The organism is Faecalibacterium sp. BCRC 81149 (assembly GCF_022750605.1).
Lineage (GTDB): Bacteria > Bacillota > Clostridia > Oscillospirales > Ruminococcaceae > Faecalibacterium > Faecalibacterium duncaniae.
This window is the reverse complement of record NZ_QXJA01000006.1, coordinates 35,655-61,849: the sequence shown is the minus strand read 5'-3', so window position 1 is coordinate 61,849 and position 26,195 is coordinate 35,655. Positions and strand designations below refer to the sequence as shown.

The window sequence follows — 26,195 nt, the reverse complement described above, 5'->3', positions numbered from 1 at the left end:
GTATAACATGCAAAAGAAAGGAAACCCAACGAATGTCAAAGAAGATCACCGCCCTGATCCCCGGAGCCGCGCTGGCACTGGGCATCGCCTGCATCGCCAAGTGGCTGGAAACGCTGGAAAGCAGCGCCGGGCTCCACCTCATTGGCGCTTCGGTCATCGCCCTGTTTATCGGCATGGCCATCAATGCATTTTTCCAGCCCAACAAAACAACCGCGCCCGGCATCAAATTCACCTCTAAGAAGGTCCTGAAATTCGCCATCGTCCTTCTGGGTGCCAGCCTGAACATCCGCACCGTGCTGACCGTGGGCCGTTTTTCGCTGACGGTCATGCTCTTCACCCTGGCCACCTGCTTTGGACTGGGCGCGCTGATCGGCAAAGCGCTCGGGCTCAACTGGAAAACCAGCAGCCTGATCAACGCTGGGACCGGCATCTGCGGCGGATCTGCCATTGCCGCCATTGCGCCGGTGATCGAGGCCGATGACATGGACATCGCCTACGGTATGTCCGCCACCTTCCTGTTCGATACGGTGATGATCGTTGTGTTCCCGCTCCTCGGCCGGTGGCTCGGGCTTTCCGATGCCGCATTCGGTCTCTGGGCCGGTACGGCGGTCAACGATACCTCCAGCGTCGTAGCCACCGGTTACGCTTTCAGTGAAGCAGCCGGTGACTTTGCAACGATGGTCAAGCTGACCCGCACACTGGCGATCATTCCGGCTGTTCTGGTCTTTGCCGCCATCAACCTGCACCTGAAAAAGAAAGAGAGTGCCCAGGCCAACGGTGTCAAGGTGAGCATCCGTTCCATTTTCCCCTGGTTCATCCTTGCGTTCCTTGCCATGTCCCTGCTGACCAGTCTGGGCCTTCTGCCCGCCGGGCTGGTTTCCGGCCTGAAGACCATCAGCAAGTTTCTGATGGTCGCGGCTCTGGCGGCCATTGGTCTGAACACAAACTTTAAATCACTCTGCCGTTCCGGCGCAAAGCCCATGCTGCACGGCTTCATCATCTCCACATTGGTCGTTCTGGTCGCCATTGGCGTTGAGTACATGATCGGCATTGCACCCTACGGCACGCTGTGACGTTCCTGCCTGCTGAACATTCCCACAAAGAAAGAGCAGTGCTCTCCAATGGGTCCACCCACCGGAAGCACTGCTCTTTTATTGTTCCGCTTTGCTCCACAAACGCGAAGTTATCTTTTTCCTAATGGCAATGCTATTAAATTTCCCAATAATGCAATAACAGCATATCCAACTACATAAACCCATGCACTTGAGTTATAAAATATAAATATAGATGGCGCAAACATTATTGCTACAATCAAAATATACCAGAAGTTAAAACCATTCCTAATCCCATAAAAAACAGAGGTTATTAAACATATTAGAGGAATAATTACTAACATAACAATCATTGCACTTCCTGTGTTTTTTATAAACCAAGGAACGATATAAAAATCTATCAGCAACAGTAGGTAGAAAACCATGTTCTTTTTTAATTTATCCATCATATCATCATCCTTTCAAATTCCGAGTTGTTGAACTGAGCCGAGTATACCACACTCTTCCCACAGATACAACCACGCAAAAAACTCCCATGCTCACATCGGAAGATGCTGTGCATGGGAGTTTTTGCTGCGCCTGTTACGGCGTATTGTTACTTATTGAAGGTTTCCTCGTTCAGCAGGCCCTCGCTCTTGGCAACGCAGATGCTGGCAACTGCATCACCCACCACGTTCAGGGAGGTGACCAGCATCTCGATGGGGCGGTTGATGGCCAGGATCAGGGAGTAGGCCAGCAGAGCGCCGTCGTTGACGAAGCCCATGCCGGACAGGATGGTGAACAGGATGACAGCACCGGCTCCGGGAGCGGCGGGGGTGCCCACAGATGCCAGCAGGGCCAGCAGGGCGACCACGACCAGCTGGCCGGGGGTGACGGTGTAACCGGCACAGCCTGCAATGAACACGGTGGCAACGACCTGCATGATGGCGGTGCCGTCCATGTTGATGGTCATGCCCAGCGGCAGGACGAAGGAAGCGATGCTCTCATCCACGCCGAACTCTTCCTCGCACACCTTGATGTTCAGGGGCAGGGTGGCGGCGCTGGAGGAGGTGGAGAAGCCGAACACTGCCACGTTGGCGATCTTGCGGATGAAGGTGAAGGGGTTCAGCTTGGCACCCAGTGCAATGACCAGCGGGTAGGCAATGATCAGGAAGGCCAGCAGCAGGACCACCGTGACCACCACATAGACCAGCGCGGGCTTAAGGTAATCGATGCCGTAGATGGCGAAGGTACGGGTCAGCAGCACAAAGACTGCAAAGGGGGCAAAGTTGCTGACGATGAAGTTCAGGAACACGACCACCACATCGTTGACCTCGCCCAGCAGGCGGCGCAGGGTCGCGGTGCGGCTCTCGCCCAGGGTGTTCATGCTCAGGCCGATGGCCACTGCCAGGAACACGCTGGAAAGCACAGCGCCATTGCTGCCAAAGGCAGTGACGATGTTGGAGGGGATGATGTTCAGCACCACGTTCAGGGGGTTGGAACCGGTGGAACCGCTGGCCTCTGCCAGACCCTCGATGCGGGTGTTGAACAGGCCCATGGAGTAGGCGCCGTAGCCCACACAGCCTGCCAGCAGCAGCGCCAGGAAGGAGCACAGCAGGAACCAGAACAGGGTCTTTGCGGAAATGCGGCCCATGGTGCGGGTGTCTGCAATGCTGCCGATGGCCAGCGAAATGGAGGTAAAGACCATGGGGATGATCACCAGCTGCAGTGCCTTGATGAAGAGCTGGCCGATGATGTAGAAGATGCCAAAGGCTCGCTCAGCGCCCTCGGCGGTGATATCCTGGAACAGCAGGTTGTTGATGGTGGTCCAGGTCTGTGCCTGACCGCTGGCGTTCAGATGCTCCCGCAGGAACATAAAGGCCAGACCGGCCACCAGGCCGCAGACCAGAGAAATCGCCATGCGTTTTGCAAGGGATAATTCGTGTTTCTTTTTTGTTTCCATATACTTTTCCTCTCACAGTACCGGTTTTTGGCTCACACTTTGTCTACTCTAGCACAGCTTCCCATGCAATGCAAGAGAAAACCGCGCAAAATACAGCTTTTTTGCAAATAAGTACGACTTTTCTCCGCAAAAATCCCCCGAAAGCTCTCTGCTTCCGGGGGATCTGCTCACTTATTTCTTGAACTTGAACACCGGCGTGCCAGCGGCAGCATCGCCGTTTGCAGCAACACTGATCTCCGGCAGGTCATCACTGTTGGTCACGATGAGGGCCGTTGCAGTGGGGTGGCCTGCGGCGCGGATGGCTTCCAGATCCACCTTCAGCAGCGGGGTGCCGGCCTTGACCTTGGCCCCTTCTTTGGTCAGGGAGGTAAAGCCCTGTCCCTTCATCTCCACCGTGTCCATGCCGACATGGATCAGCAGCTCAATGCCGTCATCGCTCATCATACCAACGGCGTGCAGGCTTTCGGGCACCTGCGTAACGGTGCCGTCAAAGGGAGCATAAACGGTGTCGCCGGTGGGCTCCACGCCGCAGCCGGGGCCCAGGATCGCAGAGGCAAAAGTCTCGTCAGGCAGCTGCTCCAGCGGGATCACCTTGCCGTCAATGGGAAGCATGACCGTCATCTTCTGGCCGGAAAATTTCGTCTCGGATGCGGCCTTGCCGCCAAAAAGCTTGTCAAAAAAGCCCATAATATAAACCATCCTTCCACGGTGCACAAAGTGCAGCCTTTATCCAGTTAAGAATAGCATATCCGCGCGGGAAATACAATCTGCATCCTGCACAAAGAGACGCTCCGCCATTTGGCAGGTGTGCCCTTACATCAGCTCCAGCAGCTGCTCCACCTCTTCCATCCGGGTGGCCCAGCTGGTGGCAATGCGGACAACGGTGTGGGTATCATCGTACTTCTCCCAGAAGCCGAACTTTGCCTTGCCTTCCAGCGCGGCCAGCTGCTCGTTGGACAACACGATGAACACCTGATTCGTGGGCGAATCCATGAAGAACGAATAGCCCTTTTCGGCCAGTCCCTTCTTGAGCACGGCGGCGGTCTCAATGGCATTTTTGCTGATGGTCTGGTACAGGTCATCGGTGAACAGCACATCGAACTGGATGCCCAGCAGACGGCCCTTTGCCAGCAGAGCGCCCTGCTGCTTGACCATGGTCATAAAGTGAGCCGGTGCGCCGTGGGGGAACACAACTGCCTCGCCGCAGAGCGCGCCCACCTTGGTGCCGCCGATGTAGAACACATCGGTCAGGCGGGCCACATCGGCCAGCGTCACATCGGTGCCCTCGGCGGCCAGACCATAACCCAGACGGGCACCGTCCATAAACAGCGGCATGTGATACTTATGGCAGACAGCGGACAGCGCCTCCAGCTCTGCCTTGGTGTACAGGGTACCGTACTCCGACGGGTGGGAGATGTACACCATGCCCGGGAACACGAGGTGGTCCATATTGCCATCGGCATAGAAGGTCCTGCACCAGTCCTCAACCGTCCCGGCATCCAGCTTGCCGTTGGTGTGCGGCAGGCCGATGACCTTGTGGCCCGTGAACTCGATGGCACCGGCCTCGTGAGCGGCCACATGGCCGGTGGATGCGGCCAGCACACCCTCCCAGCGGCGCAGCATCGATGCAATGACGATGGCGTTGCTCTGGGTACCGCCCGAAATGAACCAGACATCGGCATCCGGTGCGCCGCACGCCGCGCGGATCTTCTCCCGCGCGCTGGCGCAATAGGGATCGGTGCCGTAGCCGGAGACCTTTTCAAAGTTGGTCTCCACCAGCTTCTGTAGGATCGCCGGATGCGCACCCTCGCAGTAATCGTTTTCAAAATACAGCATATACTTTCCCTCGCTCTGCATTCAAGATAAACCTATTATCTGCTTTTTGCGCAGGGTTGTCAATGTAGAACCCCCGCACATGCGGGGAAAAGTAGCCTGCGCCGACCAGACCATTCAGCCAGATGGGATCACCCCCGCGTGGGCAGGGAAAAGCCGACCCGTCTCTCCCCCGCATCGACCGCATCGGGATCACCCCCGCATGGGCGGGGAAAAGACTCTCTGCCAGATGTTGACTGCATAATACGGAGGATCACCCCGCACAGGCGGGGAAAAGAACAAGGAGCTGGAGGGCGTATGGCTGCCCATGGGATCACCCCCGCGTGGGCGGGGAAAAGAATGCGTTGTCGTCTGGGTTATGGCCAAAGTCGGGATCACCCCCGCGCAGGCGGGGAAAAGGTCAGGCCCTTCTTGCGGATGATTTTGGGGTAGGGAGCACCCCCGCGCAGGCGGGGAAAAGTTGATGGGCCGCCCGCGCAGGTCGGTCGGGGCAGGATCACCCCCGCGTGGGCGGGGAAAAGTACCACCGGGCAGAAATTTCCGCAGTCGGAATGGGATCACCCCCGCATGGGCGGGGAAAAGCCCGGCATCTCAGCCATGGTCTCCTCCCCTGTGGATAATGGTCATCAGACCAAGGCCATAGGCCTTGCCCCGGCCAACGCCCTCGCACAGCAGGGCCTTGAAGGCCTCCGGGTCTGTCACCTGCAGAACACCCTCGTAGGTCACAGCCAGCAGGGTAACAGGCCGGGTGCCGTTTTTCTTGAAGTGATAGGTCTGCTTCCGGGTCACTGCGAACGACCCCTCCGAGACGGCAAAGCCGTGCTTTGCGGCCTGCGCCCACAGCCATTCCTCCTGCTCCACCTCGAGATAGCAGGGTTTCAGGGTACCCCGGGCCGTATGGTCGGCAGAGTCTTTTTTGCTGCGGGTGGGGTTGGCAGTCAGGCGGAACTGCCAGCAGCTGCCCGCTGTCACCCGTTCCAGCAGCGGGTCATAGGGCCGGGTCTCCGGGGGCGCACCGGTGCCAAACTGCGCACACAGGGCGGTCAGGTCCGGCCGTTCCTCACTGAGCAGGAGCAGGTACAGTTTTTCTCCCAGCTGATCCAGCCGCCACAGCCTGCGGCGGCGCGCACCGGGAAAAGCGTTTTCCACCGCACCATGGAATTTCTGGGGCGAGATCAGCGCCACCATGGTCTCACGGCGGGTCGGGTCAAGTTCTGCGCGGGATAGATACATGATTCCTCACCTCAATTCTGCCATTGCGTCATGTTCGGTCGCGCCGGGCATTTCCGGCGGGTTTGTGTTCCACTCCCGCACTGGGCGGAAGCCGTACTGCCGGTGGATGGGGCTGAACGACACCGCCAGATCACGCCGGGGCACGGCAGCAGCATCCGCCGGGTCCGCGTCTGCCACGATGTGCAAGGGGGCCCCATTCCTCTGTTTCACCAGCAGCGGTTCAGCCCGCAGGGTATCCTGTAGTTCCCCGGCCCGGAGGCCAAGGCAGAGCGGAAGGGTGGGCGGGCAGGATCGCCGCCCCAGATACAGCGGGTAGACCGGATGTTTCAGGGCCGTTTCCAACTCCTGTAACAGGGCGGTGTCCTCGCTTTCCAGCCCCACCAGAAAGACCGCATCCTGCAGGTAATGGCGGTAGGTCACATAAGGAGCCTTGCCTTTTTTCCGATCCTCTTCTCGGTTGGCGGTGTGGAAATCCACCAGCAGGCTGCCCTCCCGGTCAGCACGGACGGCAAAGTGCAGGCCGTTCAGCCGGGCAAGGCCTGCGGCATCGTCCCGGCGCAGGCCCAGAGCCGCTGCCAACAGGCCAATGACACCACTTTTGGTGGGTTCCCGGTTCGTTTTGCGGGTCTCAAATTTGGAATCCGCACCCCACGATTGCAGGGGCGCGGCCAGCCGAAGCAACAGCGTTGCCATGGTCACACCTCATTTCCGGGCAGCTTCTCCTTTACGGCACGTTCCAGCGCGGTGAGCATCTGGTTCAGGGGCATGGCCGGGGCCAGCTCGTCCAGCCCGATGCCCACAGCAAAGCTCTGGGCCGGAGCATCCGCATAGCAGGCATACACCTGCTGCGCATACTGCTTCAGCGCCGTCTTGGAGGGTTCCGCATAGCCCTCGGGGCTCTTGCGCACCGGCTTTTCAAAGGCACCGCAGAGGTTCACAGGCTGATCCTCCCGCAGGGTGACATAGACAGCATCCGGCAGGGTGCGGTTGGCAAAGCTGTTCTGCTTTCCGGTGGGCATGGAGCGGATGAAAGCTTCGCCGAACACCCGGACGGCCTGGGCTGCCTTTTCAGCCCCCAGCAGGTGCACCAGTTCCACCATGTTGACGGTAGCATAGCGATACAGGGTGGAAGAGTTGTACTCCACCGTGCCCAGATGGCCCGCGCCTGCCGAATCCTCCGGGGCACAGTCATCCACAGCGGTGAAGTAATCAAACTCGTTCTGCACGGCATGGGTGGAGATGCTGTGGGCCACCTGAGCGGCGGCATCGTAATTCAGGGAAGGCGCATCTGCCACCATTCTTCCGAACAACGCCATATCTACCGAAGGAGCCGTCCCCAGTGCATCTTTATACTGCTTCGGGTCATTGCAATCTGCAATCGCCAATTCAGCCAATGCTTTGGCCTGGGCCTCGCTCAAAAAGAACAATGTCTTAAGTTTGTCCTCTCCGCTCTTCTCGTCCACCTTAAACCCTGTGTTTTTGACTACTTTCTTTGCCAGTTTAGCTGCGTCCGCATCCGGTGCAAGCAGTTTGATCTGCTTTTCCACCACATCTGCAATCTTTTTGGTTCGGCTGCCGATATCTTCGGCATTCAGCATGTACTCATCTTTGAACATCTCTCGGATCGCGTGCTTCCACGCCTGAGAGGATACCCGGGCGCGGGTGGCACCGCCATAGACAGCCGTCTTGGGGCTGCCGGTATCGTCGCGGTTCACACAGCTGGGCGGCACCGTTTGCAGCACATGAAAATCAACATACAGACGCTTGGTATCCATTTCAATTCTCCTTTTCTTCGGTTTCAGGTGTGTCGGCATTCATCTGGTAGAGGTCCCGGCCCCACTGCAGGCGGACATTGGCTGCCTGATCCGGGAGCTGGAACCGGTACAGCTCCACAGCCAGCCGGGGGTAATCCAGTTTCAGCTTCGGTTCATTTCCCCGGAACAGCTGCACCATCCCCCGGAGGTAGTGGGACACCTCGGGCATGGAATCCGCTGTGGCCAGTGCGTTGAATCGGCGCAGGACGCTGCTCTCGGTCCAGTCCTGCGCGGCAGCTGCGGAATTCTGGGCCAGCAGACGCACCGCCCTGCCCAGCGTGCAGCCCTTTTCATTCATGGAAACGTTCTCTTCTCCCTGCTGGTGCAGGGCGTAGAGAGTCAGGGCAAGGTAGACCGCCCACTCGGCTTCCGATGGTTCCCGGCACTCTCCTGCCGCCGTTTCCCTGCCCCAGAGCTCTTTGGGCAGTTCCTGCAGGAAGCTGCCCCACAGCGCCGGCAGGTCGCCGGGCTGATGCCCAACGCCCCGGCGCAGCTCTGCCAGCCGGGCACGCCGCTGGGGTTTGGGCAGGCTCCACAGCCCGCTCAGCTGTCCGGCCACATAATCATGGATCGCATCCGTTATCATGCTGTTCCTCCTTCTTTCTTCGGGTAGAGCTTCCGCAGATTGTACAGGAAGCTATTGTAGGCCTTGGGGGCCGTATACAGAACGGTTTTCTTTTCGTCCTTTTTACCGCCTGTTTTCACCTCGACCCTATGGCCCACAAAGGCGGCATTCCCGGCCCGCTCCACCATCTGGCGGCCCAGCTCTGCGGCCAGTTTGCGGGCTTTCTCCTGCCATTCATCGGCTTTTTCGTCCAGCTTGTCCGTTTCGGGATCAATGCTCTGCAGCCAAAGCCGGAACGGCTGGTCGATGGTAAAGTAGAACTGGGTGCGGGCGGATTCCGCGGTCGTATCGTTCTTATCTCCCGCCGCAAGGGAGAGCTCCCAGGCAAGGCGGCCGACGCATTGCGCGGCCTGCTCGCAGCGCCCAATCTCATCCCGGATGGGCACTGTCCAGCGCCGTCCCAGTTCTCCCAGCAGCGCGGCCTGAAAGGTCAGGCTGTCGCTGAAGGAATCGTTTACAAAAAAATCCTTATCTCCGTACTTCATGCCGCTGATGGCAAAGCGGATCAGCCGCTTGCGTTCCAGCGGGCAGTCCGGGTCATTTTGAAGCATTTCCACCCAGCGGACAACGCCGGGCCTGCGGACGCTTTCCCCTTCCTCGCAGAACACTGCCGGAAACTCCCGCCAGAACTGCTTTGCCGGGTCGTGACGGCTGGGCACAAAGGTGACCTGCCCGGTCTTTTTGCTCTTTTTGGCATCCGGGTCACGCCAGACGGTCATTTGTTCTGCAAATGCGTTCTCCCGGGGGAAGAAATCGCCGCCCAGCAGGGTAAAGCCGGTCACGGTCTCCCCTTCCCGGTCGAGCAGGAGCCGCCGGGATTGCAGGGTCAGCAGCTGCGCAGGATTGTCCGGCAGGGCAATCTCTGTGCGCTCTGCACTGTGGGGCTGTTCCAGTTCCCAGCAGGGATGATTCTCCCCCCACAGTTCTACGCCATCCTTGAGCAGAGTGAGGTTCAGCATCAAAGTCTCGAACAGGTTGCTGCCCTGCGCCTGAATGTACCCCAGCTTTCCCAGCCAGCCAGCGCCCACCGAGGGCAGACCCTTGCCCTTGGGCTTTGCAGAGGTGTCATCGTAGCCATTCACACTCAGCAGCCAGCGGGCCGCCTGGGCATAAGTCAGGCCCTCCTTGCCCTCACCCGCATAGGACGAGAATAACCGCAGCTTGTTGCTGCTCTCGGAAAGCTCCTCGTTCAGCTTGGAAGCGGTGTATTCTGTGCCGATCTTCGCTTCCGGCACCTGCCAGAAGGGGCGTTCCGGGTGGAAAAGCCAGAAGCGGTCCCGCCACTGCTCCAGATAGGCCCGGATGGGCGCTTCCGGAAAATGCCCCAGCCGGTACAGCTCCTCCCAGCGGGTCAGAGCATCGTCCGTTTCCTCAAAGGGGGCTGGAGTACCGTTTTCATCCACCCGGGAAAACACCGTGTGCAGAACCGCCAACAGCAGCCGCAGCATGGCGGCATCCTGCGTGGGCAGTTCTCCGGCCAGGTCACGGTATTCGTGGGCGTGCAGCAGGGCATCCGACAGAGAAACTTCCTGCACGGTGTAATCCTGCCCGCGCACCCGCACCCAGCGTTCCTCCAGCAAATTATACTCAATTTGCTTCATTCTCTTCCTCCTTCCGGTAAGTCAGACCGTTTTCACGGTCGTATTGCAGCACCTGCCCGGCAAGCTGTGCGGTCAGGTGGTCATCCAGCAGTAAGATCAGTTCTCCCCGCAGCAACGGCGACTGCTGCCACAGCCCGAACACTTCCCGGTTCCGGGCTTCCAGTGCGTCGATGGTCTGTTCCACCGACCACCGCTTGCTGAAATATCCGGGCAGGCGCAGCTTCTGCCGTGCAATTTGAAGCGCCATCTCCGGCTGAGGCGGCTCGTCCGTGGGCACGCAGGCACCGGGATGCCCCGTTTCATCGGGCAGGAAGCGGACATTTCCCGCCGCATCCCGCATCAGGACCAGCACGTCAACAGAAGGGTCTCCGTCACGCACCGCCGCGCGGGCACCGTTGTCACTGACCGCACCCACATCATTCATCCAATTATCCAGCGTATTCCGGGAAGGGCGCTTTCTGTGCTCTTCCGGCGGCAGGATGGTAAAGGTCTCTGCCTTGCTCATTTTGATTTGTTGGGCCTTTTCGTACTCTGCCCGGGCCGCAGTGCTCTGCGGGCTGGCGGGCAAAGGGTCGGGCTCCCAGCCATAGACATCCTGCACCAGCGGGGCAATGTCATCGGGCAGGGTGATGGCGGCAGGCAGGAACTTGCGGGTGCGCCAGAGCAGCCACTCCCCGTAAACCGCCTTGCTGCCCTCGTCGAACTCCTCCGTCCCAGTGTCCAGCACGGCACAGCGGGCCTGCGCCACCGGCCGGGGACGAGCCCGCCCCTCGTGGCGGTGCAGTCGTCCGATGCGCTGTAAAAGCAGATCCATGGGGCAGAGCTCTGTGACCAGAAAATCCAGATCGATATCAAGGGATTGCTCGAGCACCTGCGTGCCCACCACAATGAGCTTATCCCGCTGTTCCGGGGTGGAGTGCTTGCCGATGCGCTTCATCAGCGCCTCTTCTTTGGCGGCACGGTCTGGCATAAGGAACTGAGCGTGGAATACCACCACCTCAAACTCCGGCAGTTCTGCCCGCAGACGGGCCGCAATGGCCTGCGCCTTTTTTACGGTATTGACGATCACGCCCGCACAGCCGCCCTCCCGCAAGGCACTGCGCAGAGTGTCAGTCAACTGTTCCTCGGTCAGCGGGAATGTCTCCACTCTGCGCGGTTCGGTTTCCAGTGGGATAGTCGTCTGCTCCACCCGTTTGCCGTCCGTCCAGGTCAGCAGCGGATAGCCCCTGCAGGTCTGCCATAAGCCGTCCGGAGCGGTTCTTCCATTCAGGTAGGCCCTGACCAGCTCGACCCGGCGCTTGGCGGGCAGGGTAGCGGAAAGCAGGATCACCGGCACTTTGTACCGGCCCAGCCAGGTCAGCGCCCGGTCAAGATAGCAGTTCATGTAAGCGTCATAGGCGTGGCACTCGTCAATGACCACCACCTTGCCCGCAAGGCCAAGGTGGCGCAGCATCACATGTTTTTGCTGTAACGCCGCCATCAGCAGCTGATCCACCGTGCCGATGACAAAATCAGCCAACAGCCCCTGCTTATTGCCGCGGAACCACTGATGCACCATCACCCGGCTCTCCGGGTCAGCATCGGGGTCCGCTTCCAGATCTTCCTCCACCCGCACCGTGTCCTGCTGCAATCGGAGGTAGGCCTCGTTCAGTTCGGCCATGCCGTGGGCCAGCTTGATGGAGTGCTCCAACCCATCCGGCTGCTTTTCAGCCCATGCCAGCAGCCGCCCAAAGATGCCATTGGCGGTGGCCTGGGTGGGCAGACCAAAGAAGATGCCGCCCTCGCCGCCGTGCTTGGCTAAAATCTCTGCCGCACCCAGCGCGGCTTCCGTCTTGCCCACGCCCATCTGTGCTTCCAGAATGAACACCCCCGGTTCCTGGGCCTGGCTGACAGCTTCCAGCATGGCCCGCTGGACTTCGTTGGGCGGAAAGCCGAACCGTTCCGCAAACGCCCCCGGTTCCGTCACATCTGACTGCACCTCCCACGGAGAGGTCAGGTCCAGCGCTTCCCACGCCCGATCGACACGGGCAGGATACAGGGTATCGCTGCCCACCTCTTCCACAGGGATGAGCGGAAAGTACCGGGTATTGCTGGCGACCCAGTCCGCCATGATGAGCAGGCCGGTCAGCAGGATCTCAGCCGGGATGGTCAACTGCGGCAGCTCGTCCACGCTGGAAAAGCCGCTTTCCTGCAAGGCGTAGTCAAACAGTTCCCGCCAGCAGCTCTCCCAGAATTTCTGCTCGCCCTCGGGCCAGTAGTTGGATTCCCAGCAACCTTCTTCCTCATCGCCCAGCTGGTCAAGTACGTCCTTCCCGGTTTGTGGCTTGCCATGGTGCGCTCCTGCTACCGATGCAAGCCCATTGGGGCATTTCAGCCACCGCAAAATGGCCTCACTCGCCAGCGCGTGACGTGAATACTTGCGGTTCTGTTCCCGGTAACTGAGCGTTGTGTATTTTTCCAGGTGCTGTCCGGGCTCCGGCAAATGTGCCATCATTGGCCCCTGGAAAGCCGCGGATATCTTCCCCAGGTCGTGAACCCACCCCAGAAAGCAGGCGGTCTGTGTCAGCAGGTCCTCGTCCAGCTCGATATGCTGACGGACGCTTTCCGGCAGCCACTTCTGCACCAGATACACCATAATACCCGCCGTATCCCGCAGGTGCATCCAGAGCGGCAGCCAGAAACCGCTGTTCACCGGGTCTGTTTTGCCTGCAAACAGCCGTACCTCGTAAGAAAGCGTTCGTCGTCTCATCCTGTTCCACCTCCACTGCAGTCAGGAAAATCGCTTTTTCCGCATCATCGGGGTTCCTCTGAGGATAGAATAGCACACAAAAAGTCCTATAAAGCGGATGTTTGCTGCTTTTTTCAGGTTTTTTCAGTTTTTTCGATGTTTGCCGTTTTTCGGCTGTTACCCCCGCAAGGCGGGGAAAGTGTTGCTCCCTATCAAGCATTCGGAGCACATCCGCTGATGCAGATCACAGAGGTATTACATATCACGCATTGTTCTAAATCTCTGTACACCAATATTACACCTTTTTTCCCAACTTTACAAGCGGATCCTTCAGATTCAGCAAATAATGCAAGTGAACCGCCCCGATCTCCTGTTACGGAAACCGGGGCGGTTCACTTGCATTATTTGTGCTTTTTCAAGCGCTCACGCAATTACTTGCGGGGGTTCTTGATCGCAGCCTGGGCGGGTGCCAAAATTACAGGGCGTTCAGAGTAACGATGATACGTTATTTATAATTTTTCAGTTTGCCTTACTCCATCTCCGCAATGATCTTCTCCAAATTTTCTTCCTGCAAATAGAATTCCGGCAGCTTTGCCTTGTCATATAGAACGAATGGGCGGCGTTTGCAAGGAGCAGTCACGCACAAAGCGCCCCCGGCTTCCTGTCATGGAAACCGGGGGCGCTGCAGTTTTACGGGAAACGCCTCAGGCGCTGCAAAGCCTCAGTGCAGCAGGGAGCTGACCCATGCCCGGGCGGCCGTCTTGGCCTGGAGCTTGTTATACATCTTCAGGGTGGTGTTGTACACCTTCTGGCTCATGGCATTGCTGGCGTTGGTGGCGGCAGCCTGCTTGGCCTCCAGCGTGTCGGCAGCGGCAACGGCGGCCTTCATATCGGCGTAGTCGGCCATGATCTCCTGCTGGAGCGCGGCGTAGCTGGCCTTGGCTGCAGTCTGATCCTTTGCGGTGACCTGATTGCCATTGCTGCCGTAGGTCAGCAGGTTGGAGAGGGCGTCACGCACGCCGTAGAAGGAGTCGGTCCAGTCGTCCGGGTAGGTATAGTAGCGGCCCTTGGCATCCTGATACCAGACACCCTCGGTGGGCTGCTCGTCGGAGCGGGTGACCTTATGGACCGAGACCTTGTAGACATCTGCGGTGTCGGTGGTCAGCATCGGATAGTAAGGGACGAAGGCGTTGTACACGTCGTCGTCAAAAGCGGTCCACTCGGTAATGGCGGTGTTCAGATCGCCGGTGGCGCTCACCTGGAACAGATGAGTCTCCACATTGCCCGTCTTGCCGATGGGCTCGGTCTGAAAGAAGTGGATGGAATCCTCCACCGAGAACTTCTTGGTCAGCTGGATATTGGAGTAGACCGGGACGATGGCACCGTTCTCGCCGACGTTGCTGATGGCAAAGTCGGTCTCACTGTAGTTGTCCTTTGTAAAGGTGTCGGTGCCGTACAGGTAGTTCAGGCCAGCTGCCATGCGGTCCGATGCGATGTCGCCGTTGTAGGAGGCATCCAGGTCGATGATGTTGGCAGCGGCATCGCCCACAAAGGTACCGGCCTTCTGGGCCACGGAGATCAGGTTGGCAGAGGCCACCACATGGTCGGTGTCATCCAGATCGATCTTGCCCATAGCGGCGACGTTGGGCTGCATGAAGACCACGCTGGAGGAGAGCTTCAGGGCAAGGTAGGTGTGGCCCGTCAGGTTCTCCACGAACCAGGTCTCGTTCTGGTCGGCAATGAACACGCCGGAGCCGCCGGCTGCACCGGCGTTGTCGTAGATGGAGGTCAGCAGGGCAACACCCTCGCGGGCCGTGGAAGCTTCGCTCAGCAGCACCGTGGTGATCTCGGCTTCCTCAATGCCGTTGTCCACATAGGGGTCTACGCTCAGCACGGCATCGGTGCCGTAGAGAGACTCGGTGGCAGAGACCATGACGCCCTTCTCGTTGGTGCCAGCCTCCTCATAGGGGGTGTGCTCGTGGGTGCTGTCGCAGTCCGGGCAGACACCCAGACCGTTGTCGTCCCGGCGGGCGGTGTAGCGGTAGCTGTCGTGGGTGAAGGTGTAGGTAAAGCCGTAGCAGCCCTCGTACACCTCGCCCGCAGTGTGCTTCCCGGCAGGGCTGACGTTGAACAGCTTGTTGTAATCGTTGGTGCCCAGATCCTCGATCCGGCCAAACATGGTGGTGCCGTCCTCGGTGAGGTCGCTGCCGACATAGAGTGCCGTGCAGGCGAAGGCGGAAGGAACCACGGCAAGCGTCATCGCACAGGCGATGAAAGCCGCAGCAATTTTCTTCTTCAAAGACATAATAGTATCGATCCCTCTCTTGTTGATTGTCGGCATTTCGTCGGCGGGTGTTATAATACACCCATTTTAATGAAAATGCAAGTATTTTCCCGAAATTTTAGCATATATTCATTTTTATATGGTATATATTCATACTGCGTTTTTCATCTGCCCCTCCGTGAGCGCAAAAAACCGCCCCGGCTTCCTGTTACAGAAACCGGGGCGGTTCATTATGCTTTATTCGTGCTTTCTCAAGCCCTCACGCGATTACTTGCGGGGGTTCTTGATCGCAGCCTGAGCGGGTGCCAAAATTACAGAGCGTTCGTTTTACTCCACCATGACATTAATCATTATCGAATGACCTTTCTCGAAAGAAGCACCAAAAAATAGCTTGTCATTGTCACTCCAGAGAACGCCTCTACCAATGAAACCATCTTCGTTGCAAGTGTAGCAGGAAAAAGATCGCCATAGCCTACTGCAAAAAAAGTAATGGCACTCGCATAAATGCACTCTAGCCATCCACTTACTCCTTGATATTGTAAACATGGCATTACATAATATGCCGTTCCGAATATTAAAATCAGAAGAATTATAGTTAAAAATGTTCGGCACGGTTTGGTTCCATATCCGCTAATCCAATCCAGCAGCCTGCGTAATCCTCTTATATAATATCTTTTTTCTTCTTTCGTTTTCGCTTTTTGATAATGAAGATGACAAATATCTTCATTATCATATTCCCCGAGCTGTCTAAAATTTTCCTTTAGCATCAAGAGTTGTTCATTCTTTTTTTCGGTAATCTTTTCAACTAGTTTAGGAAAGTCTTTAAAATAAATTCTCCCACTATTGATTGCATCCTCAAATGATACTTCTTCTGTATCTTCTAATGCAATCCTTAAAATATTTGTATTTATGCAATCATTAAATAGAAATCTTTTTATGCTTCCACTAAGATTACTTTTACCCAAAATTTCACAACACAGCAATTCCAAGCAATCAAATCTTGCTTCTCTAATGTCTAATTCTCTTATTGACGCATTAGACAACTTTACTTGAGAAATATTTGATTTCACAAAACACAAATTTTCAAAAGTCTTCGGCAGCGGATCCAAGCAAACCTCTGTTTCTTCTGTTTTGGCACATAAAAAATCCAAACTTAAAGATTGCGTCATTAGCATCGTTAAAATTTTCGATTTGCGGGCTTTTATGTAACGAAATGATACTTCTGGTGTAAAATATCTACTTCCGCCACACTCAATTCCTCCTAATGAAATCTCCGTTTCTATAATATGAGCATCGCTAAATTCAACATTTCCATTTACAAGGGTAATATCGCATATATCAAGATTTAGATTATAAAATCCTGCATATGAAAAATCCAAATCTTCACTTTGAATCTTCAACTGCATAAGATGAATCAGTTTTGGCTCTTCAGAATAAAAAATCGCTGCCCTAGCTGTTATTTTTTCATATTCTCTATAAGGATTTCCTTCTACTTCATAAGGTACTTTATCTCCAAGCCACTCAAATTCATCTATATACGTATAATCCAAACATATCTCTTTTTCTTGCCAATAATACTCCTCCAATTTTTTATAATCTGGAATTTCTAGTTGTGCAATCTGTTCTTCCTTGCCACTCTCGCTTAGTTGGTATACCGCAACACTTTTCCCAGATCCTACGTTCGTTGTATTATGAGGGTAAATTCGCCCATCTTGTTTATTTGTGATTTTTTCATCCCAAATCCAGAATTTTTTCTCAGGATTTGAAACTTCTTTCGTTATAAGTTTCATATTTTGCCTCGCACCTTTTTCATGTGCATCTTCCAATTTACTCCTGTTTCCCTTTCATCATCTGACCCAGAATCGCATTCTTCGTGCTATCACTCAAATAGGCCTTGTTTAGCGTTTTCTTAGTATAATTCAGATAAGTTCCAGCCGTTTTCTCTGTCAGAAGTGCAGTAAAGTAACGTTCCCAGCTGAAATAGTCTTTGCCATCGATGTAGTCAGACGGTGTCTGCAATATCTGTGCAACCTCCGTATCTTTCAGGATTCCAGAAGAAAGTATCAGCCATTCAAAGGATTCCGGCAAATATAGCACTAGATTTTCTCTTGTATGTACCAGCTGCAATACCCTGTCCATTTCAGGGCCAAATGCTGCACCGTCTGCGATCACCATAATTTTTTCATCCCTATGAGCCTTCAAATAGGAAAACACATTGGACTTTCCGTTTGCAGTATCACACTGCATTTGATGCTCTGCACAGACCGCGTCAAAAAACTGATAACCCGAATTGCTGTCCTCAGTCAAGATCTTCTCCGGCTTAATATTCTCAGTCGTACTATCCGGGTAAATTCGATAGAACGAATGATAGCTCTGTTTCAGTGAGCCATACTTACCAGAGGTTCGGATACCATACACTTCTTCCACACTGTATGGCAAGGCAGACAAACCCTCTCTGGTCACGATGACGTAATAGTTGTCCGTCTGCTGAATCGCACGCGCAAAATCTTTGATCCTGACAAACTCGTTTCCTTCGTCGATAAAAACAATGCTGTCCTGAATATTGTCAAGTTGTCCCTTCCAAAGATTTCCTTCTACCACGTAGCAACTTTTATCACAATTTAGAGTAACCGGTCCACTCTCTCCATCGTTCATATGGGTACGGATCATATCTACGAGAGTCGTTTTACCCGTTGCGCTATCCCCGCGAATGATGGTTAAGTTGCGGCGCAGTTCAAATTCATATTTCAAGTACTTTGTGCCAACGACCACTTTATGAATGCCTTTCATTTCTGTCAGCCCCTTTACACAAACTCACCTGCGGCCAAAATCAGCTCTTCCATACTGTGAACGATTTGATTTGTATTCAGCACTTTTACTGTAAATGGTTTTTTGCCAAAATCCATCAGGTGACGCAAATTCACCGTGCGATCCTCCTGCTCTGCAATTTTGAGCAGCCACTTTGCACAGTTGTCACCACAAGTCGATGCATTGAACACTTTCTCTGGCTCAAACTTTACCAAAATCAGTGTCTTTACACCACCAGACAAAGCAGTCGGTGGAATTTTGCCTAAGACCGGGCTGTCGATGATACCACTGTCAATCACAGTGGAGCTATCTACATCCTGAATCATTTCCTTGACCATCGGGTCGATGATCCAGCTTTCCTCGTAGTCGTATTTGAAATAAGAAGCCGTATTGTACACCGCTTCCTTCATATCACCGTAAAAGACATTCAGCATAGTATCACCTCATTGATGTGCATACTTCTGCTATCATTGTACCCTCTTTCAGCTTACAAAACAAGATGCAAAAAGCTCTTGGCCTCCATTACAGAAGCCAAGAGCTTTTATCTTCTTTGTCCTACCAGATTTTATTTCCGGGGAGACTTAATTGCAGCCTGGGCGGGTTCCAAAATTGCAGGGCGTTGAAAAGAATAATAGTACGTTTCTATAGGTCAACAAGCGTTTTTATCTTCGCATGAATTCTACTCCAGAAATGTTTCTTGTTCGATTGTGACCCCATATTGCAAAATCTTATCAATTGCATCAACAAACAGCGTATGTCTTCCCGCATTCCGCTCTTCCTTCAGCTTCTTCAGATACTGCTCCGGCCGCTTCAGGCCATTTTTGTGGTACTGTTCCACAAAGCGCCCTTCCATACGCATGGGTTCAAGCTGTGGGAACACCGTTTGCAGGTTTTCAAACATGCAAAAACCGCCCAGATCAATATCTGCCCAGAATCGAATTTGCATGGTTTCCCCTGCCGCAGCAGCCAGTTTTTCAAAAAGTTTTTTCTTCCGCGGGCTCAGAAAGCCGCCGTGATAAACAACAAGTTCTTCCGGCTGTTTTTCCGCCAGCAAATATTCATCATAGTTCGTTTTATTTTCGATAAAGGTAATGCAGCAGATGTTTTTCAGTTCAATGTCCACAATCTCTGACACAAGTGTACTGGGCAAAGCCAATCCATAAGGTTCTGCTGCGCTGAGCTGTAGTTCTCCCTTCTTCAAGCAGATTGCGCAATCGCCCGAGAGTTCGTAAAGCTCCGGGCGGGCATAGATTCCCAGAAATGCAAGCTGATCCCGCTCACCAAGTTCCGCTTCTGTACAGGCCGCCGCCAGTTGGGTATTGTACTTTCGTGCAATGGTAAGAAACAGCTCCCGTACATTTCGCTCAAAATACTTGGTATCGTGAAAACACTGGCTGCTGAATGCACGCATCGTCACACTGCCGGACAGCTCCGCATACCGTTGAAACGTGAGCAAAAGCTCCTGCAGCAGACCGTCGTTTTCCCTGCAATACGTTGGCACTTTCATGCTGTTCCGCACCTGAGCACATACAGCATTCCTCCATGCCGCGATCCATGGAACGGGATTGTCTGCCAGCTTCTGCATGATGATGTTTGCAACCTCTTCTGCCTTTTTTCGCGGATGCACTCTGTCGGCGCATTCATAGCACTGTGCGACCCGTTCCAGATCCAGCACAATGCAGGAGAGAACGCTCTGCTTTCTCGCCCATTCCAGACGCACCAAAGCCTGCTGCTCCAGCTCCCGCGCTGCAATATTGTAAGCATCCCGAACCACCGCATCTTCGTATTGATACTCCGGCAACTCCCTTTTATCAATGCGCAGCATTACCCGACGTCTGGATGTGTTGGGTTCAGAAAGATGCTTACTGTTTTCAAACTTATCCAGCAGACGATTCAGGATCACCTGTGCTTCCTTCATTCTGCATCTCCTTTCCAAATGGAATGATGTGCATCCGGTATCCGGATTTGTCCACTAATAATGTACGGTCTGCAATGGGCATAATGTCCGAGACCTTATCCGGCGGCGTACAGATGATCGCCTGCAGCCCCATCTTTCGGAGAAGGAGTACACTCTCCGTGATCCGGTCACTATCCATTTTATTGAAAGCTTCATCGAACACCACCAGACGCACCGTATTACCAAAACGGGTAGCATCGTTGACGCGGTACAGCTGGGCAAACGAGGCCAGCACCGCAATATAGAATGGCGTTTGTGTTTCACCACCAGACTTCATATTCAGTGTTTGAGAAAGCAGCTGCTTGGAACCGTTCTGATCGATCGTTTCCAAATCAAACTTCAGATACGTCCGGAAGTCTGTATAGCGGACGATATTCTCCTGCAGTTCGCTCTGTTTGCGGGCATTGAGCTGCGTATCGTCTGCCATTGTGATCTGGCTGAACAGTTTTTCGATCAATGGGCCGTATTTTTGCTGAAAGGGCAGTGCGAATAGACCGGATTCGCCTTCCATCAGTTCATCTGCCATGATCATGTTATAGTAATCCAGATAATCCGGGTTTGGCCCTACACGGAATTGGTACTTGTCTGTGCCAAATTGTGCCTGGCGCAGGGCCTTGTTCAAATTGTGCACCTGTTCTTGCACCTGGTCGATGCTGGATTTCAGTTTGGCAAGGAAATCGTTCTGGAATTGCTCCATTGCGCTTTCCCGTGCCGCCCGAATTTTTTCTTTGTATCGGGGCAGCTCGCTTTCCTGCAGAGTACGCCGTTCTTCCTCGTATTCGGTGTTATCCATCACCTCGATCTGGAATGCACAGGGTTTGAACCGTTCTGCATATTCTCTGCGTGCTGCAAACAGTTTCTTCTGAGCCCCGTCCATCGCCTTTGTGCTCTGCGCCAAACTGTCGCCAAAGTTCTTGCGGATGACATCTGCCTTTTTCAAGCGGACAAGCTCCTGCCGATAGCGGGGAACGCCGATGGTTTCTCGGTATTCCTTCGTGAACTCCTCGTTCAAAACATCTTCGATAGCCTCATACCGTTGGTATTTTTCCGGCAAGATCTCATATTCCAGCTGATGGATGCGGTCTTCCAACTTCCCTTTTTGCACATTTTTCGCATCTTTTTCCTTATTGAATGCAAGGATCTCTTCTTTCAACTGTTCAATGATGCGTCGCTGCTCATCCAACCAGAACAGATTCAACTGGGAAAGCTGATTTTTGACTTCTGCGATTTCCTTGATGATCGTCTGGACGCGCTGGTAGTCCTCCTGCTTTTGCGCCACATCGATTCGGACGAATCTTTGGGTAAAAAGCGGCTCCTGCAGGCCGGTCAGCTGCTTCTGGAGCGGCTGCCAATGCCGCAGCTCTTCCTGCAGACAGGCCAGTTCCTTTTCCAGATGGTCGATGCGGAACTGCACCGCACGCCGCCCGATGAAGGCGTCTTCCATCCAGCCCTTCCGAAGTGCGCGGGCCACATAGCCCTGATACAGCATTCCTTCTGCCGTAATTGCCGTCTTATAGCAGCGCAACTGTTCTGCCGTGTCGCAGCATATCACCCGACCCAGAAGATAGTCCACATAGCTGCGTGCCAGCTTGTTTTCTGTCTCCACCTTTTCTGCCAGACTGCCGGGCAGCGGTCGAAGTGTTTCTTTTTCCCGCAGTTTTCCGATATCTACCAGACCAAACGCACGGTACTCTGCTTCCTGCTTCAGCCGGTCGTAAATGTTGAGTGCATCCTGATAACGTCCCGGCTCCACCAGCAGATAATATTTCTGGTTATTTAGGTAGCCTTCTACCGCTCCACGCCAGCGCTCATCTGCCATTTCCAGCACATCAGCCAGAATATAAACGGGAACCGCATGCCCCGTTTTATCCGCCAGATCCTTTTCCAGCCGGTCTTTGAACAGCAGAAGCCCATGGGGATAATCTTTGATGTTCCTGCGCAGATTTGCAAGCACCGCACTTTTCTGGTCGGCTTGCTTCTTCAGCTCTGCAATACGATCCTCTGTTTTATGAGCCGCACTGCGGACAGCATCCGACAATTCGGCCGCTGCCTGCTGCCCCGTTTCAAACAACTCCACAGGCCGGGCAAACAATCCCTTCTCGTCACCAGTAAATACAGCATATGCTTTCTGCGCAGTGTTCGCCGCTTCCTGCACCGGTATGAGAAGTTCTTCCGGTTCCAGTTCTTGTATCTCCCCACAGAATCTCTGCAAACGCCGTGCTTCCCGCTTAATCTCCACTTCAAGATTTTGCAGACCCTGTTCCAGCTTTTTCTGCTCATCTCTCAGAGCCTTTTCCATGTTGAGTAGACGCTCTTCCTCCTGGAAAACGTTGCTCTGCCTGCAGGCCAGCTCAAGCTCACTGCGGCGCGTTTCTTTCTGTTCGATCTGCCGCTCAAGCTCCTCCCGTTGCTCATTCACATTTGCAAGGTTCTCCTTGCATTCAGTTCGTTCCAATTCCCTCTGGTCGATCTCTGTCTGCGCAGCTTCTTTTTCGGCCCACCGTACCAGAAACTTCTGGATCTGGCAGCGGTCTATGGCTTGGTTCATCTCCTGATACAGCCTGCTGATTTGCTGCAGCGCATCCAGCTTTTCCTGCTGACGCTGCGCCAGCAATTCGTGCCGTTTATAATCCCGGATGTTTTGCTGCATCAGCTCAATATTGGGTTTATCCGGAATATCGCAGATGTTCTCCGTAATAAATTTTTGGATATCCACAATTGGCCGGAACGAAACAGCCTTCTTCATCATCCGTAAGACCTGCTCGTTGTGGACGTTCCACTTTGCAAGCATGTTGCGGCGATACTCTTTTTGGGTATCGTAAAATTCTGCCCGTGCATAGTTCTGCTTCAAAAAACGGCGAAGTGCAGAAATCTCCATTCCCTCGCCCTGCTCAATAAAGCAATTTTCCGGCAGTGTCCCCGTGTAAATAAAGAATGTATCACGGTAACTTCCATCGCTGCGGCAGTCAAAGGTAACGCCCGTCACAAAGCTGCTACCCTCCATCTCATCCTGAAATTCGCAGACAATATAGGTGGAAAAGTCCTTACCACGGCGGGAATACGGGCTGTTATCATCCATGTCGGCGCGCAGATAGCCTTCCAATGTGCGCTGCGATTTTTCGTTGGCTGCCTGATTAAAATTGCGGGAATTTGTCTCGCCCAGCAGCACGATCTGCAGTGCATCGATGACCGTTGACTTTCCGGCGCCGTTCTTGCCGGTCAGGAAATTGATGTTGCCCACTTCAATCAGTTCCTTACTGAAATAGAGCCAGTTGATCAGCAGGATTTTCTTCAGCTTCTTCATCTGTTTCCTCCTTTTTCAAAACAGACACCACCAAGTTCAGCTTTTCGCTGGAGACCGCAGATAAAATGGTGGGCAGTATTGCGATCCTGCAGCTGCCCTGGTTGAATTTTCCTTCCAGTCTTTGGATCACGGAATGGTTTTCCAGCACCGTAAAGGCGCGTTTCACCTCTTCCATATTCGGCTTAGCTGGAAAAACAGGATAGTCGGTCACCACTTTTTCCAGCACATCCCGCACAGTACACACGGCATCCTGCTCCAAACCCAAACGCTCCATATTTTCTTCGTAGATCAGCCGTAATGCCAGCAAAATCGCCGTTTCTTTTTTATTAAGGTTGCAACGATTAGCCTCGTCTGTGTTCAACACATAAAAATATCCGTTCAGTTCATCCCTGCGCAAATCCCAGTCCAGCAGGCTCAGGTACTCCTGTACAGCCTCATAGTGCCGTGATAGAAAAAGATAGTCTGGGTTATCCACCCTGCCTTTTCCCGGCTGGTAGATGGTTCGCACAATGTATGTGCGGCTGAGCAGCTGATTGCAGACAGATTTGAATTGTTCCAGTTCTTTTGCCGTTGCATTGGTAACAAAATCAAAATTCACGGCTTCTTCTCCTTCCTCCGGATCTGCATTTGCGGGATCGAATAGCCATTTTTGCAAAAAATGCCATCGAGTTCTTGGACCACATAACCGGCAGATGCATCCTTGCTTCCAAGGATTGCCAGCAAACTCATGATATAATCCTTGTCCTCTTCAAGCGAGAGCTCCTCCGAGCAACGAATGTCAGCGTCTCCCAGCCATCCCTGCACGTAAGCATTTACTGCTGCCCGGCCATATTTCGATTGCAGTAACTGTGCCGCTCTGACCTGTTCTTCCGTATTCGGTGCCTGATCATCTTGTATCAGCACCGACGCGGTTTTTGTCCGTTTTTCGGGACGCTTACGGTACCACAGACTTTTTTCTGACAAAAAAGACTGCTCATACAATTGAAATGCCGGTTGTATCTGGTCCACCAGCTCAGATGCCCTGCGGTTTCTGGACAGTGCCGTCAGCAAAACATTCAAATTGCCGCGCACGCTTTGATCTCGGTTCGTCAGGTTCTCGATTTTCTGTGTTGCTGCCCTGGTATAGCGCCGGACCTGCGTATCAATTTCTTCAAGATAGTCCTTCTCTAAATTGTCATAGCGTTCTTCGATCCAGAAAATTTTCCTCAGCAGATCGGCACGGCAGTCTTCCAATGTCTTGCCCCGCTTATCACGCAATGCTTCATTTGCCATCGTCATCAGCAGCGCGTCATCTTCTTCCCACCGTCTCAGTATAGATTGAATTGGGACACGATACTTCGGCACTGAGTCTTTGATTTTCAGCGGACGGATGTATGCCTCCACAACTTTTTGTCCGAAGTCATTGAAGTGTGCAGCCAGCACCTGGTTGACATCCTGCATATCGATCTGCATCTGAAAGTAATGCTTTACGTTATGATAGACCATTTGCAACAAACTAATCAGTGCCGTTGTGTTATCGTAGGCACTGTAAAGCGCCGTCATTTTTTCGTAAGCATTGTCGCTATCGTCAGCGACCTTTAATGCAGAGAACGTTCCGAACACATAGGAATATCCACGAGCCGGGCTATCATCGCGGAGTTGGTGGAATAATTCCAGCAAGCGGCTGCTGTAATTAGGAATCGTGATATACTCTTCAAAATCATCCCCACGTTCCTTCTCAAACCACCCCTTACTACACAGCTTGCGGATCAAAAAACGGGCGCGGCCAGAGATATCCCTCAGTTCCTCTTCGTCAATGTCTTCATCTTCAAACGTAGCATCCGCCAGTTCCTGCTCCAGCCTGCCGCGCAGCATTGAATACAAGACATCTTCCCGTATTTTCAGGTTTTCTTGGTATGCTGCGTACAGTACGTCCAGTGCATCCGCATATAAAATACGGTTGGGCGAAGCCAGCGGCGAGAAAAGTTCACTGGGAACCACTTCGAAAAACTTCATAGGCCTACCACCTTATTCGACTGATATACGCTTTCTTTTCTATTATTGTAACCTCTTTCCGCTTACAAAACAAGATGCAAAAAGCTCTTGGCCTCCATTACAGAAGCCAAGAGCTTTTATCTTCTTTGCCCTACCAGATTTTATTTCCGGGGAGACTTAATCGCAGCCTGAGCGGGTGCTAAAATTACAGGGCGTTCGGAACAGTGTTCTGCCGTTTCTTTAACACGCTGTATCTCCAAAGAACGGCTTCACTGTACTAAGAGAAACTCCGTTACGCTTTGCTTTTTCCTGTTCATAAGTCACACGGGTAACTTCCTCAATAAAAGCTCGGACTTCCGGCGTTGCTGTTGACCATGTGACATTAAAGCGTCTGCAAATTTGATAAAATGTGCGATAAAATGTCTCTCGCTCTGCATCACGCTGGAAATATTCTTTTGCACTCATCAAACACACCTCATTTCAAGTAAGTTACAAAGATGTTCATTGCCGCCTCACCAGAAAGTTCATAACGCGGTGCTCCGCCAAAACTCGGCAATGGACAAGCTCCATAGTCCCGGACATAATGCTCTGCCAGCTCCGGAACCTTTGCCTCAAACGTGACCGTCCCGCCGCATTCATGGTCAATCGACAGCTTGATTCCGTACGCAATCAACACTCGGCCAATGCCCTGATACTTTTTAGAATGCCCGACAATTGTCGGATTGCTTTCCGGCTGGCTCTCAATGTAGGTAATATGAACCATCACGTCATTTTCCAATATTTCGTATGCAGCCAGCGCAACCAATTCGCCATTACCCGTCTTTAAGGCATACTTTTCAATGGCATCATCCTGAATATAATCTGACAACCAGCTTGTTTGCCAGACGGGTTCTTTTTCAGTCTGTACCGCATCAGACTTTTTCATGCGCACGATTTTCACACTGATATTCTGACTGCCGTCTGTTTTTATAATAAATGGTACAAACTTTGCCATACAGACCTCTTTTCCTGAATAAAGCATTTTACAGTTTTATTATACT

At 53.5% G+C, this 26,195-nt stretch carries 21 protein-coding genes; 1 reads left to right on the top strand and 20 read right to left on the bottom strand.

Annotation, left to right across the window (positions count from 1 at the left end; translation table 11 throughout):
• Positions 1 to 32 precede the first annotated feature (32 nt).
• Positions 33 to 1,073 carry a YeiH family protein gene (locus D3F01_RS08265; RefSeq protein ID WP_005930142.1) on the top strand — a complete coding sequence of 347 codons (1,041 nt, stop codon included), beginning with the start codon at positions 33 to 35 and terminating at the stop codon, positions 1,071 to 1,073.
• A gap of 110 nt (positions 1,074 to 1,183) precedes the next feature.
• On the opposite strand, the gene D3F01_RS08260 is transcribed toward D3F01_RS08265, so the two are convergent.
• From D3F01_RS08260 to D3F01_RS08165, 20 genes are all read right to left on the bottom strand, one after another.
• Positions 1,184 to 1,501, bottom strand: coding sequence for a hypothetical protein (locus D3F01_RS08260; RefSeq protein WP_081733101.1), 318 nt, complete (start codon positions 1,499 to 1,501; stop codon positions 1,184 to 1,186).
• A gap of 146 nt (positions 1,502 to 1,647) precedes the next feature.
• Positions 1,648 to 2,994, bottom strand: coding sequence for a dicarboxylate/amino acid:cation symporter (locus D3F01_RS08255; protein WP_242887763.1), 1,347 nt, complete (start codon positions 2,992 to 2,994; stop codon positions 1,648 to 1,650).
• A gap of 171 nt (positions 2,995 to 3,165) precedes the next feature.
• The gene (locus D3F01_RS08250) at positions 3,166 to 3,681 is read right to left on the bottom strand and encodes a PTS glucose transporter subunit IIA (protein ID WP_181966878.1); all 516 of its coding nucleotides are present in this window, start codon (positions 3,679 to 3,681) and stop codon (positions 3,166 to 3,168) included.
• A 126-nt stretch (positions 3,682 to 3,807) separates the two neighbouring features.
• Positions 3,808 to 4,830, bottom strand: a complete 1,023-nt coding sequence (locus D3F01_RS08245; protein ID WP_005930152.1) for an aminotransferase class I/II-fold pyridoxal phosphate-dependent enzyme — start codon at positions 4,828 to 4,830, stop codon at positions 3,808 to 3,810.
• Between the two features lie 588 nt (positions 4,831 to 5,418).
• Entirely contained in the window at positions 5,419 to 6,060 is a 642-nt protein-coding gene (gene cas6e, locus D3F01_RS08240) for a type I-E CRISPR-associated protein Cas6/Cse3/CasE (RefSeq protein WP_117535590.1), read from the bottom strand.
• A gap of 6 nt (positions 6,061 to 6,066) precedes the next feature.
• Complete coding sequence (cas5e, locus tag D3F01_RS08235) at positions 6,067 to 6,753, bottom strand: type I-E CRISPR-associated protein Cas5/CasD (protein ID WP_242887761.1); 687 nt, start codon at positions 6,751 to 6,753, stop codon at positions 6,067 to 6,069.
• Between the two features lie 2 nt (positions 6,754 to 6,755).
• Entirely contained in the window at positions 6,756 to 7,835 is a 1,080-nt protein-coding gene (gene cas7e / locus D3F01_RS08230) for a type I-E CRISPR-associated protein Cas7/Cse4/CasC (RefSeq protein WP_097770204.1), read from the bottom strand.
• Position 7,836: 1 nt separating this feature from the next.
• Entirely contained in the window at positions 7,837 to 8,460 is a 624-nt protein-coding gene (casB, locus tag D3F01_RS08225) for a type I-E CRISPR-associated protein Cse2/CasB (protein ID WP_117535588.1), read from the bottom strand.
• A complete protein-coding gene (gene casA / locus D3F01_RS08220) occupies positions 8,457 to 10,100 on the bottom strand; it encodes a type I-E CRISPR-associated protein Cse1/CasA (protein WP_242887759.1) in 1,644 nt (547 codons plus the stop codon). The genes casB and casA overlap by 4 nt, the downstream gene beginning before the upstream one ends.
• Positions 10,087 to 12,849: a CRISPR-associated helicase Cas3' gene (cas3, locus tag D3F01_RS08215; RefSeq protein ID WP_242887757.1), complete on the bottom strand. Its 2,763-nt coding sequence runs from the start codon at positions 12,847 to 12,849 to the stop codon at positions 10,087 to 10,089. The genes casA and cas3 overlap by 14 nt, the downstream gene beginning before the upstream one ends.
• 700 nt (positions 12,850 to 13,549) lie before the next feature.
• Positions 13,550 to 15,133: a C69 family dipeptidase gene (locus D3F01_RS08210; protein WP_242887755.1), complete on the bottom strand. Its 1,584-nt coding sequence runs from the start codon at positions 15,131 to 15,133 to the stop codon at positions 13,550 to 13,552.
• Between the two features lie 329 nt (positions 15,134 to 15,462).
• The gene (locus D3F01_RS08205) at positions 15,463 to 16,938 is read right to left on the bottom strand and encodes a potassium channel family protein (protein WP_097770209.1); all 1,476 of its coding nucleotides are present in this window, start codon (positions 16,936 to 16,938) and stop codon (positions 15,463 to 15,465) included.
• A gap of 1 nt (position 16,939) precedes the next feature.
• The gene (locus tag D3F01_RS08200; protein ID WP_097770210.1) at positions 16,940 to 17,902 is read right to left on the bottom strand and encodes a translation initiation factor 2; all 963 of its coding nucleotides are present in this window, start codon (positions 17,900 to 17,902) and stop codon (positions 16,940 to 16,942) included.
• A gap of 14 nt (positions 17,903 to 17,916) precedes the next feature.
• Positions 17,917 to 18,354: a DUF4869 domain-containing protein gene (locus D3F01_RS08195; RefSeq protein ID WP_097770211.1), complete on the bottom strand. Its 438-nt coding sequence runs from the start codon at positions 18,352 to 18,354 to the stop codon at positions 17,917 to 17,919.
• Between the two features lie 245 nt (positions 18,355 to 18,599).
• Positions 18,600 to 19,838, bottom strand: coding sequence for a Wadjet anti-phage system protein JetD domain-containing protein (locus tag D3F01_RS08190; RefSeq protein WP_097770212.1), 1,239 nt, complete (start codon positions 19,836 to 19,838; stop codon positions 18,600 to 18,602).
• A complete protein-coding gene (locus D3F01_RS08185; protein ID WP_242887752.1) occupies positions 19,798 to 23,181 on the bottom strand; it encodes an SbcC/MukB-like Walker B domain-containing protein in 3,384 nt (1,127 codons plus the stop codon). The genes D3F01_RS08190 and D3F01_RS08185 overlap by 41 nt, the downstream gene beginning before the upstream one ends.
• Positions 23,132 to 23,779: a DUF4194 domain-containing protein gene (locus tag D3F01_RS08180; protein WP_005936600.1), complete on the bottom strand. Its 648-nt coding sequence runs from the start codon at positions 23,777 to 23,779 to the stop codon at positions 23,132 to 23,134. The genes D3F01_RS08185 and D3F01_RS08180 overlap by 50 nt, the downstream gene beginning before the upstream one ends.
• Positions 23,776 to 25,176: a Wadjet anti-phage system protein JetA family protein gene (locus D3F01_RS08175; RefSeq protein WP_242887749.1), complete on the bottom strand. Its 1,401-nt coding sequence runs from the start codon at positions 25,174 to 25,176 to the stop codon at positions 23,776 to 23,778. Before D3F01_RS08175 ends, D3F01_RS08180 begins: the two co-directional genes overlap by 4 nt.
• 219 nt (positions 25,177 to 25,395) lie before the next feature.
• Positions 25,396 to 25,620: a hypothetical protein gene (locus D3F01_RS08170; protein WP_128118643.1), complete on the bottom strand. Its 225-nt coding sequence runs from the start codon at positions 25,618 to 25,620 to the stop codon at positions 25,396 to 25,398.
• Positions 25,621 to 25,630: 10 nt separating this feature from the next.
• The gene (locus tag D3F01_RS08165) at positions 25,631 to 26,149 is read right to left on the bottom strand and encodes a hypothetical protein (protein ID WP_242887747.1); all 519 of its coding nucleotides are present in this window, start codon (positions 26,147 to 26,149) and stop codon (positions 25,631 to 25,633) included.
• Positions 26,150 to 26,195: the final 46 nt, after the last annotated feature.